Genomic DNA, 13,044 nt, shown 5'->3' with positions numbered 1-13,044 from the left:
CGCAGATTGATTCGCGCTCGAGGCACCGAGCTACGCCGCTGCCCGACAAGGCTCTGAGGGAAATGAAGCTGAGATTCCTTTATTGGTGATTGCTGTGGAATGGGCGCAGACTAACGGCGCGGTGTGAAGCTTGCGTTACATAAATGTCACAACTTGCGTTTAGGGTATTTTTCTCTGATTACGGAGCCTCCGATGATTTCGCCTCCCTGCGGAAAAGGAACCCCGCGGCCAGATGTATACCTCCTTGCCTGAGCGCTCCGGTATCAACAGCGCGCCCATACGAATTCATCAGGGGCGCTGAAAATTTTTATTCAAGGACACAGCCCCGCGCTCCCGGAGTGACTCATGAGCAAGGAACCGAAAAATCCCACCCGCCGCGCCCTGTTCAAGGCACTGGGTGCCGCAACAGCTGTCGGCGCCACGGTCGGCCTGTTGCCGAGCTGCGGAAAAAAACGCGATAGCGGCGCCGCTAACCTGAGCTTTGCGGAAATCCCCCACGCCCTGGATGACCGGCATCATTTGCCCGTCGGCTACAACGCCGATCTGCTGCTGCGTTGGGGAGATCCGCTTGTCCCCGGCGCCACGCCCTTTGATCCCCGAGCCCTGACGCCGCGCGAACAAGAGCGGCGCTTCGGCTACAACAACGATTTCATCGCCTTTATGCCCCTGGACCCGGGGGCGGGTCCAGGCGAGGGGGAGCGCCACTGCAAGAGCCGCAACAGTACTCGCGGTCTGCTGTGCGTCAATCACGAGTACACCCAACCGCACCTGATGTTTTCCGGCTACAACGATGAACACAGCGCCACCCGCGGCGTCAGCGCGCAGCATGTGGCCGTGGAGCAGGCCGCCTGCGGTCACTCGGTGGTGGAAATCGCAAAAACAGACAATGGCTGGCGGCCGGTGTTGGACAGCCCCTACAACCGCCGCATCACCCTGAACACCGGTATGGAGATCGTCGGGCCGGCAGCTGGAGACCGCCGCCTGTGCACCGGGGCCGACAGCTCCGGCAAACGGGTGTTGGGCACGGTCGGCAACTGCGCCGGCGGCAAAACACCCTGGGGCACCGTGTTGATCGCCGAGGAAGGCTTCGGCGGCGCCTTCCAGGGGGACCCGGACGCTGTCGCCGACCCCGTGGAGGCGCGCAATCACCACGCCTTCGGCATATCACCGCACAACCGCAACTGGGGCGAGTACGACCGCCGTTTCGACATTTCTGTGGAGTCGAACGAGCCCAACCGCTTCGGCTGGATGGTGGAATACGACCCCTATGACCCCTCCTCCCGCCCGCGTAAGCTCACCGGTCTCGGCCGCTTCCAGCACGAGGGGTTTACCCTGGTGTGCAAACCGGGTGCGCCGGTTGTCGCCTATGGCGGCGACGACGACGAACACCAGTTTGTCTACCGCTTTGTCAGCAACGGCATTTATCGGCCCGGTGACCACACCCAAAACCGCCAGCTCCTCACCGAAGGCACCCTCTACGCGGCCCGCTTCGACGCCGACGGCAGCGGCCGCTGGCTGCCGCTGCTATTTGGCCAGGGTCCGCTGACGCCGGAAAACGGCTTCCGCAACCAGGCAGATGTGCTGATAGATACGCGCCGCGCCGCCGCCCTGCTCGGGGCCACACCGATGGACCGCCCAGAAGATGTGGAAACCAATCCGGTCAACGACTGCACCTATGTGATGCTGACCAAAAACAAAAAACGCAAACACGGAGATATCGACGCTGCCAACCCGCGTCCGCGCAATGTTGCGGGCCACGTCCTGGAAATCGTACCGCCGGGCAAGAAAGGCCGGCGCGACCACAGCAGTAACCGCTTCAAATGGAACACCTTCCTGCTCGGCGGCAACCCCAATGCAGAAGATCCCAATGAGCGGGGCGCCTACGGCCAGCAATCACCCGGCGCCATTTCCACCCACGGCTGGTTCGCCAATCCCGACAACGTCGCCTTCGATCCCAAGGGCAATATGTGGATCGCCACCGACGGCTGCGAGCGATTTGGCTTCCACGACGGCCTTTGGGCCATGGCCACAGAAGGGGAAATGCGCGCGGCCCCAAAACACTTCTTCGGTTGCCCCCGCGGCGCCGAAGTGTGCGGGCCGGAATTCACGCCGGATGGCACCACCCTATTCGTCGCCGTGCAGCACCCGGCAGACGGTGGCTCTTCCACCTTCGACCATCCCATGCACCGCTGGCCGGACGGGGACCCGGCGCTGCCGCCGCGGCCGTCAGTGCTGGCCATCTACCGCAAGGACGGCAGGGTGATCGGAAGTTAAGGCGCTTCCGTTTCATTCACACGGGTGCTGCCGCTAACCCCGGTGCGCGCACAAGTGGTCGTTACTACCATGGAGCGAATTCCGCCCCCAGGGGCAATTACTGCGGTCGTCTAGACTCAAAGGAACCGTTTCTGGGGAATCTCCATGAAGTTCCGGCGCACCACTACTATCTACGGCTGCCTCGCGGCAGTAGTCCTGATGCTTTTTCTGTTCTCCGCCCGTGCGGCCGAAGAACAACTCCAGCTCAAGGGCTCGGGCGCCAGTTTCCCCTACCCCATCTACACGAACTGGTTCAAGGATTTCTCGCGCAAACACGGGAACGTGAAAGTGCTATACCAGGACAAGGGCAGCGGCGGAGGCATTCAGGATTTTCTCCACGGTGCCGTAGACTTCGCCGCTTCCGGTACGCCGCTGACGGCGGAAGAAATCGCCGCAATCGAGCAGGGCGTGGTGCTGCTGCCCCTGGCCGCCGAACAGGTAGCGCTGACCTATAACCTGAAAGGCGTAGATGGGTTGCGATTGCCGCGGGATGTGTACCCGGCAATTTTTCTCGGCGAAATCACCAACTGGAATCACCCGAAAATCGCCGCAGCCAATCCCGGTATCGAGTTGCCGGACATGTCCATCACCGTCGTGACCCGATCGGACCCCTCCGGTACCACAGACATACTCACCAACCACCTGTGTGCGATCAGCGCGGCTTTCGAGAAGGGCATCGGCAGAAGCCGCCAACCCCGCTGGCCCGGTGCCGCCCGCTTCATCGCCACACCCGGCAACCAGGGCGTCGCCACACGAGTGAAACACACCCCCGGCGCCATCGGCTACGTGGAATACAGTTTCTCCAAACTGCTGGCTCTGCCGGTGGCGCGGCTGCAGAACAAGTCTGGCAGCTATGTTGCCCCCGGCCCACAAGCAAGTGCGGCGGCGCTATCAGAAGTAGAGTTTCCGCGGGACAGGCTGCCGGTCAGCGGTGCTCCCAACCTGGTAGCCGATATTCCCGATCCAGACGGAGAGTCGGCCTATCCCGTCATCGGCCTCAGCTGGCTGCTGCTCTACGCCCGGCAGGACAGCGCTAAAGCGGCGGCCCTGCGCAAACTAGTGATCTACATACTCAGCGATGAGGCACAGCAGCAAGCCAGAGAGCTGGGCTTTATCCCGCTGCCACAGGAACTCAGGCAGCAAGCGCGGGAAACTGTCGGCTTTATCCGCTGAATACTGCCTTCTCCCTCACGGGAAAGCCTCTGATTAATGCGCTTTCTTAACCTTCCCGCGCCGCTTCCCCAAAACTCTCCTTGACACACCGGCTCATGCCGAGAGCGAGCTCGCGCTCCCCCATCAGCACATTGCCGACCTGCTCTCTACGCAACAACATCGCATCCTCGTCGCTGTACGCGCGCACGGCAATCTCGATCGCCGGGTTCAGGATGCGGGCGGTCTCTATCATTTTTCGCACACGCACGGCATCGGGAGTGGTAATAACGAGTATCCGCGCCCGCGCCACATGGGCCTGGATCAGCACCTCCGGCTCCGCCGCATCCCCGGAAACCGCCGGGATACCGCGGCTGCGCAGACTCTCCACAATCTCCCGGTTCTGCTCGGCCACCACCAGCGAGATGCCGTTTTCGATCAAGTCGTCGCAAATTCTCTGGCCTATACGCCCGTACCCCACCAGCAGCGCGTGGCCGGTCACCGACTTCGAGCTCACCGTCGCCGGCAGTTCCGCCAGGGGGTCCGCCGATCTTTCCATCACCCGCGCCAAGCGGGAACGGGAGCGAATCCAGCGCTGCAATGGCTCCACCGCGTTAAACAGCAGCGGATTGAGGGCGATAGAAAGGAGCGCTCCGGCGAGAATGAGATTCTGGGCATCCGCCGTCAGCAGATTCAGGGACGCCCCCAAGCCGGCGAGAATAAATGAGAATTCGCCAATCTGGGCAAGGCTCGCGGACACCGTGAGCGCGGTATTGAGCGGGTAGCGGAACAGCAATACCAGGATAAAAGCGGCCAGGGTCTTGCCCAGCATAATAATCGCCAGCACAGCCAGAACCCGCAGCGGCTCTTCGAGCAACATCCCCGGATCGAACAGCATGCCCACCGACACAAAAAAGAGCACGGCAAAGGCATCGCGCAGGGGCAGTGACTCATCCGCGGCGCGGTGGCTGAGTGACGAACCGCGCAGAACACTGCCTGCAAAGAAGGCACCGAGGGCGAAGGAGACACCGAAAACCTCCGCTGCGCTGTAGGCTATCCCCATGGCGAATACGATCACGCAAAGAGTGAACAGCTCACGGGAGCCAGTGCGAGCAATTCGCCACAGAAACCAGGGGAAAAGCCTGCGCCCCACCACCAACATCAGCAGCACGAAGACGGTCACTTTCACCAGGGTCCAGAGCACCGTGGTCGACAGGTCGCCCTCGCCGACATCGGCACCGCCGCCACCCAGCCAGCCCGCCAGTGGCGGCAGCACCACCAGCACCAGCACCATCACCAGGTCCTCGACAACCAGCCAGCCTACGGCGATGCGGCCGTTGATGGAGTCGAGCAGGCCGCGGGCCTCCAGTGCGCGCAGCAAAACCACGGTACTGGCCACCGACAGTGACAGACCAAAAACCACGGCAGCACCCGGCGGCCAGCCCCAGTAACTGGCAACCGCGGCCCCCAGCGCGGTCGCCACCGCAATCTGCGCCAGTGCGCCGATAATGGCAATACGCCGCACCGACATCAGGTCCTCGATGGAAAAGTGCAGGCCGACACCGAACATGATCAATATCACTCCGATCTCCGCCAGCTGTTGCGAAAGCTCTATATCCGCGACAAATCCCGGTGTTGCCGGGCCAATCAAAATACCGGCGATCAGGTAGCCGACCAGCGCCGGCAGATGCAGGCGAACAGCGGCAAAACCGAGCAATAGTGCGAGTCCCAGGGCAGCGGAAAGCGTGGTGATCAAAGTGATATCGTGATGCAAAGTGCTCTCTTCCTTCAGGCAGCCAAAAAAACCATTTTACCTGTTTTACACGGCCGCAAAGGCGGCAAATCTGTCATGCACACAGGCTAATTTGATAAATGGCGGCGACACACCGGGTAGACCCTGCGAAAATGACAAAACATCTGATCCAATCGCCCAGGTGATACACCGGTGCGGCGTGCTACTATCGACAAATCCCGCAGCCGGAAGGGCCGCGTCCACGCACCAAGCACTGAATGCGACCGCAGGCTGTCCCTGAAGGAGCAATCCCACTTTCAGCCAAAAGTCTAGTGCATGACCAATCACTCACCGACAACGCGCCGCATCGCCAAGACCATCCTCAACGGCTTCGACGCCTACTTCGCCGATTTCCAGAACATCACTCTCGGCGCCAAGGCACGCTTTGAACGCGCCGCGTGGCACGAGGTACACCAAGCCAATCGCGAGCGCATAGATCTCTACAAAACCAAGGTCAACCAAGTGCTGAAGCTGGTTCACTCGGTCACCAGCAAAGACACCGGCCAACTGGATTTGTGGCGAGAGGCCCGCGCCGCCTACGCACAGCTGATCGCCAACCACAGCAACTACGAAATTGCCGAAACCTTTTTCAACTCAGTGTTTTGCAGCCAGTTTCAGCACGACAATATCCACGATAATTACATCTTCGTTAAACCCTCCCGCGCCCCAGACGACAAGCCACTGCGCGACTACAGCATCTACATCAGCTACAGCGGCCGCGACGGCCTGGAGTATATGATCGAAGATATTCTCAACGACTACGGCTTTTCAGTGCCCTGGGAAAACCAGCAGCGGGATATCAAAAATATCTGTGCCGCCCTGCGCAAGGCCCCCCTCTCGGGCCTGGAAAACGAAAAACAGCTGCGGGTGGATATGCTCGAGTCTGTCTTCTACCGCAACAAGGCAGCCTACCTAGTCGGCCGCATGATGTTCGGCGGCGAGGTAGTACCGCTGATTTTGCCCTGCCTGAACAACGGCCGCGGCGGTATTTTTGTAGACACAGTACTCTACAACCAAGATGCCGCCAGTATCGTGTTTAGCTTCACCCGCTCCTACTTTATGGTAGATGCGCCGATTCCGTCGCGTTTTGTACGTTTCCTATCCACGATCATGCCGCTCAAAGAGCGCTCGGAGCTGTACAACTCTATCGGCTTCCACAAACACGGCAAAACAGAGTTCTACCGCCACGTGCTGGCGCATATGAAAGTAAGCAACGACAAGTTTGTGATAGCCCCTGGTATCAAAGGGATGGTGATGAGCGTCTTCACCCTGCCCTCTTACCCTGTGGTGTTCAAGGTGATCAAGGACAAATTCGACCGTCCGAAAACCGTCACCGAAGAAATCGTGAAGGAAAAATACAAATTCGTATCCCGCTCCGACCGGGTGGGCCGCATGGCGGACACCCAGGAATACACCAATTTTATTTTCTATCGCAACCGCTTCAGCGATGAACTGCTGGAAGAACTAAAGCAGCTGGCCCCGTCTAAGCTGCATATCGACGACAAGTGGGTGATCATCAAGCACCTCTACGTCGAACGGCGCATGGAACCGCTCAACCTCTATTTACAGGGCGCCAGCGCAGAAGAGGTGCGCGAAGCCATGGAAGAATACGGCAACGCCATCAAACAATTGGCGGCCGCCAATATCTTCCCCGGTGATATGCTGCTGAAAAACTTCGGCGTCACCCGCCACGGCCGCGTGGTTTTCTACGACTACGACGAACTCTGCCCGCTGACCGAATGCAACTTCCGCAAGATTCCCGAGCCCCAGACCGCGGAGCAGGAGCTGTCTGACAAGCCCTGGTACACAGTGGATGAAATGGACGTCTTCCCGGAAGAGTTCCGCCTGTTCTTCTCAGGAAACCCGGAGGCACGCAAGGCGTTCGAGGAACAGCACAGCGACCTCTACGACTACCGCTATTGGCAGCGGCTGCAGGAGCGCATCCGCGCCGGCCACATCGAAAGCGCCTTCCCCTACCGGCGCAAATGGCGTTTTAAGCGCAGTGGCTCCGGCGCGCTCCAGAAGTGACCGCATCGAACAGATAATGGCAAGTTTTTGCCGCCGCCCGGGCTCTCGCCAAGGCGCTCCTGAACGCCGCGCCAATTGGGTCTATAGTGGAAGAGGTGGACAGGCGAGGGGCAAGTTGTGCGTTTTATTGACTTCGCGGCAGCTGCCGGCACTCTGATACTACTGGTGTCCAGCGGCTGCGGTTACCTCCCCAGCGAAATGGACAAGGAGAAAAAGGACAAGGACCGCGGACATGCGCGCGCGGTCGCCAAACCCCATACCGTCAGCTGCAAAACCCCGGCGCGGGGCTTCCGCCAAGTGGCGTTTGACGACCTCTACGTCTTTACAGGCGACTCTGAGCAGCCGTTCCGCGAAGCGGAAAACACACCGGCGCAATATGACGTCAATGCCTATGTCTGGGGATTCGACAACTGTATGGAGGCCGGTCAATGCGAGGGCGGCGATCGCTACTGGTTGATCGGCCGCGGCCCCGGAAAGGCGTTCACCACCTGGGTGGTCACCCCCCAGTATCCCCGCATCACCATTCAATCCCCCTGCCGCAACCGCCTCAAGGTTGGCAAACGCTACCGCTTCTCATTCAGCCGCGGCGAACTGGTTGGGTTCAGCCGCCGCTGAGCCGTGAGGTCTGACGCTTCAGATAGCGGTAAATGGCATCCTGAGAGCGGCAGCCCTTTTCCGTATTACTGGCGATGCGCGTGTTGCTCTGCAGCTTGTCTAATACCCGCGCTTTCTGATTGTCACTCCACTGCAGCTCCATGATTTTCTTCACCGTGCGCCGGTGTTGCTCATCGCGGACCGGAAAGGTCACCTCCACACGGTGATCCAGATTACGGGTCATCAGGTCCGCCGATGACATCCACACCTGCTCGTCACCGCCATTGTGAAAAATATAAACGCGGGCGTGTTCCAGATATTTATCCACCAGGCTGATCACCTGAATATTGTCCGACACCCCAGGGGTTTCGCACACCAGCGAACACATGCTGCGCACGATAATACGCACCCGCACTCCCGCCGCGCTGGCGCGGTACAGATGTTCTATCACCTCGCCGTCGACCAGGTTATTGCACTTGAAAAACAGCTCTGCCCGCTTACCGGCCTCAGCGGCAGCGATTTCTCTATCGATGGCACTCAACAACGCCGGGCGATTGGTGTAGGGAGAGACGGCGATGTGCCGATATTCGGGCCTCAGGTGGGGGAACTGGATAAATTCGAAGACATTGTAGACATCCCGCCCCAGGGCCTGATCGCTGGTCAGCAGACTGAAATCACAGTAGACGCGCGCCGTGCTCTCATTGAAATTTCCGGTGCCAAGATGGCTGTAAAACCGGTCCCCGCCGTCCTCCTTGCGCACAATGGAAATCAGCTTGCAATGCACCTTGAGGCCGGGAACACCGAAAATGACCTGTACCCCGGCCTCGCGCAACTCGTTGGACCAGTGAATATTGGCCAACTCGTCGAAGCGCGCCTGCAGTTCCACTACCGCAATGACCTTTTTGTTGTTGCGCGCCGCGTTGATCAACGCCCCAACCACGCGGGAATTTTTCGCCACCCGGTAGAGGTTGATACGGATTTCCTTCACCTGTGGATCGATGGCCGCGGAGACCAGAAAATTCGTGATGGCCCGGAAGTCGTGGTAGGGATAGTAGTAGAGCTGGTCGTGTCCCCGTAACAAATTGAACACGCTCTCTTTTTCCGGCAGCGTGGCCAGTGGATTGAGCGCCTTGTAGCTGTGGCGCGCCGAATCGGCCGGAAAGCCCATAAAGTCTTTGGAATTGTGGTAGCGCCCGCCCGGAGTAAAGCTGTCATAGCGCCCCATTTTCAGTTTTTTCTTCACCAGGTTCAGCAACACTTCCGGCATCTTCGCGTCATAGGCGAGGCGCACCGGCTCCGCCTGCTTGCGTTTTTTAAGGGACTTTGCCACCCGATCGAGAATATTTTGTGTGACGTGCTCCCCTAGCTCCAACTCCGCATCGCGGCTGATTTTAAACATATAGGCCTCGGCCCGCCGGATCGGCAACACATAGCGGAATACCTCCAGCAAACAGGCGCGGATAATATTATCGAGCACGATATAAACTTTTTCTTTCCTACCCTTGCGCGGTGGAATCACCACGAAACGCGGCAGCGTATCCGTGGGAATTTCAAGCGCCGCGAAACGCTCAGAGCCGTCTTCCAGCAACAAATAAATCGCGAAGTAAATGCTGGTCTCGTTGAGCAGCGGCATGGTGTTCCGGTCGTCGATAAAAAACGGTTCCAGTTCCGGCAACACCTCGCGGTGAAAGTAAGCCTCCACGAAGGCGCGCTGTTTTTCACACAATTGGTTCTCATTGACCAAATGAATATTGTGCTTATCGAGATCCGACAGCACGTTCAAGTAGGCAGTGTGATAACGGCGCTGCAGGCGCAATACCTTTTCATTAATATCCGCCAATAGCTCTGCAAACCGCTCTTTATTTTCCCCTTTGGTAAAAGCGGCCAGGCGGCGCACATCCGCCACCCGCACGCGGTAGAATTCGTCCAAATTATTGGAAAAGATGCCCAGGAAACGCACCCGCTCGATAATGGGGACACTTTTATCCTCCACTTCCTGGAGCACTCTCTCATTGAAGGAAAGCCAACTTAGCTCTTTCGGGTACAGAGGCGTATCATTGAACATGCGTGCTTCTTAATCTACACAAGGAATAGCGGTGATGGGACTGCGACTCCGAACCGGGTCCCGAAAAATAGTAGAGCAGTTTGCTACATTCAGATGACATTTTTTTGACAGAGAACCGCATGGTACCCGACACCGAACGCTACGCCGCCCTCGACCTGGGCTCCAACAGCTTCCATTTGTTGCTGGCGGAATTCCGCGACCAGCGCATGGTGCGCTTGCACACGGACAAAGCCATGGTCCGGCTGGCGGAGGGACTGGACGAAAAGCGCAATCTGGACACGGCCGTGGCCGAACGGGCCCTGGACGCGCTGCATCGATTCCGTCCGGTACTGGCGGAACTGCCCGCGGACCACATCCGCGTTGTGGGCACCAACACCCTGCGCGCCGCCGCCAACGCCGACGGCTTCCTCGAGTCCGCCGAATCCATCCTGGGCGCGCCAATCGAAATTATCAGCGGTATAGAAGAGGCCAGGCTGATTTACAGTGGCGTTATGGCCGCCGCCGACGGCCCCCCGAGGCTGCGCTGCGTAGTGGATATCGGCGGCGGTTCCACCGAATTGGTGCGCGGTTACGAAACGCCGCAACAACTGCAAAGCCTCTATATGGGCTGCGTGTCTTTCAGCAAGCGCTTCTTTGCCGACGGCATCGTCTCCAGTAACTCCGTCAACCATTTTAACCGCGCCCACCGCGCCGCTCGGGCGGAACTACAAGAGCTCCAACACTTGGCGGAAGGGGCTCAAGTGATCGGCAGCTCCGGGACCATCAAGGCGGTGGCGAGGGTTCTCTATGGCGGCGAGCTTGCGGAGATCAAGCGCGAGGATATCGACAAGCTGGCGGCAAAAGTGGCCGACGCCAAGCACATTGCCGACCTGGACCTGCCCGACCTGGACAGCGAGCGGCGCCCGGTATTCGCCGCGGGCCTGGCGATACTGCACGCAACCTTTTGTGAGCTGGATATCCAGACAATGCAGGTTTCCCCCTACGCCATCCGCGAGGGCATAGTGCACGATCTGGCCGGGCGCCTGCACGGTGGGGACCGCCGCGCCGATACAGTGGCGGCGCTGATGCAACTTTGGCAGGTAGGCACGGCACAGGCCCAACGCGTTGGCGACACCGCCCTGGCCCTGCTGCACCAGCTGCGCCCAAAAACGGGCAGCGAGGAATTGCAGCGGCTACGCTGGGCGGCGCAATTGCACGAAATAGGCCTGGCACTGTCCCACAGCGACTTCCGCAAGTTGGGCGCCTATATGATCGAGCACGCGGACCTGGCCGGTTTCGCCAAGACAGAACAGGAATATCTGGCCTATCTGCTGCGCAATCAGCGCGGGCGTATCAAGCCGCCGCGGGAACACTATGGCTTCCACCCCAACCCCGACCTGCTGCTGTGTCTGCGCCTGGCCTGTATTATCCACCGCGACCGCACCGACCGCGGCCTGGATGGCATCAAACTCAAGGCCCGCGACAACGGTTACCGGCTGCGCCTGCCCCGGGAGTGGCTGGATCAGAACCCCGCGATTGAAGACCTTCTCCGGCAGGAGGAGGAATACTGGCAGTCGCAACCCCAGGCGCTGGAGATCAGCGAAGTTTGAGCCCGCCCACGAATTGATCAGAGGTTCCCATGAAACTCAGCGATGTCACCCTCACACACCAATACGCTGATCTGGGCGGGGCCTTCGGAAGCCGCACCACCCCCACGCCCTTCGCCCACCCCGCATTGATCCATGTGAACCCAGCGGTGCTGCAACTGCTGGGTATAGACGCAAGCGAGGCACACAATCCCGACTGGGCGCAGCTCGGCTGCGGCAAAAAGTTATTCAAGGGCAGCAAACCCTTTGCAATGAAGTACACCGGCCACCAGTTCGGCGTCTACAACCCAGATCTGGGCGATGGTCGCGCCCTCTTACTGGGGGAAATAGAAGCCCGCGGCAGACTCTGGGAACTGCACCTGAAAGGCGCCGGCAAAACCCCCTACTCTCGCTTTGGCGACGGCCGCGCGGTACTGCGCTCCACCATCCGCGAGTATCTGGCCGGTGAAGCACTGACCGCCCTCGGTATCCGCAGCACCCGCGCCCTGTGCATTGTCGGCAGCGACGAGCCGGTGGTTCGGGAGGAAATCGAAACCGGCGCCATGTTGATCCGCGTAGCGGAAACCCATGTACGCTTCGGCCACTTTGAGTACCTCTTCTACACCAAGCAACTGGAGGCATTGCAACGGCTGATCGATTTTGTCTGCCAGCGCTTTATCCCCGACACCGGAGACATGGGCACCAGCGAACAGGCTGAAGCACTGCTGCGCTTTGCGACGCGCAGAAGCGCTGAGCTGGTCGCCGGCTGGCAATCGGTGGGCTTCGCACACGGGGTGCTCAACACCGACAATATGTCCATTATCGGCGACACCTTCGACTACGGCCCCTACGGTTTTCTCGACGATTATGAACCCGCCTTTATCTGTAACCACTCGGACCACACCGGCCGCTATGCCTTCGAGCAGCAACCCGGCGTAGTACTGTGGAACCTCAATGCCCTCGCCCATGCCCTGTCCGCCTTCGTCGGTGCCGAGACACTGCGCGAGTGTCTGGAAGAATTCCAGCCACACCTGATCAACACCTACGCCGCCCTGATGCGGCGCAAACTGGGCCTGACTACAGAAGAAGAAAACGACCAGAAACTCTGCGCGGATCTGCTGCAACTGCTCGCCAACAACCGGGTCGACTACACCAATTTTTTCCGCGCCCTGGCCCACTACCGCGGCGAACGCCCGCCTTCGGCGTTACTGGCGTTGCTGCCCCCAGCGGGGCACAGTGCGCTACGCCACTGGCTGGAGGGTTACGACCGGCGGCTGGCCCACGAGAACAGCGATTTCTGCCGACGCAACCGCGCCATGCTCGCCGTGAACCCCAAGTTCATACTGCGCAACTATCTGGCACAGAAAGTGATAGAGGCCGCCGAGACCGGCGATTACCGGCCCTTGCAGACGATGGTGACGCTGCTGCAGAACCCCTTCGACGAGCACCCGCAACACGAGTTCTGGGCCGCAGCGCCACCGGAGTCCGGCAAGCATATGCCGATCAGCTGCTCATCCTGAAGCCGACGGCAATGCCTG

At 59.7% G+C, this 13,044-nt stretch carries 8 protein-coding genes; 6 read left to right on the top strand and 2 right to left on the bottom strand.

Annotated elements, in window-relative coordinates; translation table 11 throughout:
• The first annotated feature begins 345 nt into the window (after nt 1–345).
• Nucleotides 346–2,274: a PhoX family protein gene (locus BM155_RS09470; RefSeq protein ID WP_074902797.1), complete on the top strand. Its 1,929-nt coding sequence runs from the start codon at nt 346–348 to the stop codon at nt 2,272–2,274.
• A 144-nt stretch (nt 2,275–2,418) separates the two neighbouring features.
• The gene (pstS, locus tag BM155_RS09465; RefSeq protein WP_074902794.1) at nt 2,419–3,486 is read left to right on the top strand and encodes a phosphate ABC transporter substrate-binding protein PstS; all 1,068 of its coding nucleotides are present in this window, start codon (nt 2,419–2,421) and stop codon (nt 3,484–3,486) included.
• Nucleotides 3,487–3,532: 46 nt separating this feature from the next.
• Here the strand turns inward: pstS and BM155_RS09460 are convergent, their stop codons facing one another.
• Nucleotides 3,533–5,236: a cation:proton antiporter domain-containing protein gene (locus tag BM155_RS09460; protein WP_067155368.1), complete on the bottom strand. Its 1,704-nt coding sequence runs from the start codon at nt 5,234–5,236 to the stop codon at nt 3,533–3,535.
• A gap of 294 nt (nt 5,237–5,530) precedes the next feature.
• Between BM155_RS09460 and aceK the strand changes: the two genes are divergently transcribed.
• Nucleotides 5,531–7,282 (top strand): bifunctional isocitrate dehydrogenase kinase/phosphatase, encoded by a 1,752-nt coding sequence (gene aceK, locus BM155_RS09455; protein ID WP_067155371.1) that lies wholly within the window; start codon nt 5,531–5,533, stop codon nt 7,280–7,282.
• Between the two features lie 117 nt (nt 7,283–7,399).
• Nucleotides 7,400–7,897 carry a hypothetical protein gene (locus tag BM155_RS09450; RefSeq protein WP_074902792.1) on the top strand — a complete coding sequence of 166 codons (498 nt, stop codon included), beginning with the start codon at nt 7,400–7,402 and terminating at the stop codon, nt 7,895–7,897.
• On the opposite strand, the gene ppk1 is transcribed toward BM155_RS09450, so the two are convergent.
• The gene (gene ppk1, locus BM155_RS09445) at nt 7,884–9,941 is read right to left on the bottom strand and encodes a polyphosphate kinase 1 (protein WP_074902790.1); all 2,058 of its coding nucleotides are present in this window, start codon (nt 9,939–9,941) and stop codon (nt 7,884–7,886) included. The two genes, BM155_RS09450 and ppk1, sit on opposite strands and share 14 nt — an antisense overlap.
• A gap of 119 nt (nt 9,942–10,060) precedes the next feature.
• Between ppk1 and BM155_RS09440 the strand changes: the two genes are divergently transcribed.
• Together BM155_RS09440 and BM155_RS09435 are read left to right on the top strand one after the other, a co-directional pair.
• Nucleotides 10,061–11,530 carry a Ppx/GppA phosphatase family protein gene (locus BM155_RS09440; protein ID WP_074902788.1) on the top strand — a complete coding sequence of 490 codons (1,470 nt, stop codon included), beginning with the start codon at nt 10,061–10,063 and terminating at the stop codon, nt 11,528–11,530.
• Nucleotides 11,531–11,559: 29 nt separating this feature from the next.
• Nucleotides 11,560–13,026: a protein adenylyltransferase SelO gene (locus BM155_RS09435; protein ID WP_074902786.1), complete on the top strand. Its 1,467-nt coding sequence runs from the start codon at nt 11,560–11,562 to the stop codon at nt 13,024–13,026.
• Nucleotides 13,027–13,044 lie beyond the last annotated feature (18 nt).

Source organism: Microbulbifer thermotolerans (assembly GCF_900112305.1).
Classification (GTDB): Bacteria; Pseudomonadota; Gammaproteobacteria; order Pseudomonadales; family Cellvibrionaceae; genus Microbulbifer; species Microbulbifer thermotolerans.
The sequence above is the reverse complement of the archived record's forward strand: the minus strand, read 5'-3'. Positions and strand labels throughout refer to the sequence as shown.

Bases quoted from the DNA above. Each gene is read 5' to 3' on its own strand.
- BM155_RS09470 (WP_074902797.1), top strand. From the start codon at position 346: ATGAGCAAGGAACCGAAAAATCCCACCCGCCGCGCCCTGTTCAAGGCA.
- pstS (WP_074902794.1), top strand. From the start codon at position 2,419: ATGAAGTTCCGGCGCACCACTACTATCTACGGCTGCCTCGCGGCAGTA.
- aceK (WP_067155371.1), top strand. From the start codon at position 5,531: ATGACCAATCACTCACCGACAACGCGCCGCATCGCCAAGACCATCCTC.
- BM155_RS09435 (WP_074902786.1), top strand. From the start codon at position 11,560: ATGAAACTCAGCGATGTCACCCTCACACACCAATACGCTGATCTGGGC.
- BM155_RS09440 (WP_074902788.1), top strand. From the start codon at position 10,061: ATGGTACCCGACACCGAACGCTACGCCGCCCTCGACCTGGGCTCCAAC.
- ppk1 (WP_074902790.1), bottom strand. From the start codon at position 9,941: ATGTTCAATGATACGCCTCTGTACCCGAAAGAGCTAAGTTGGCTTTCC.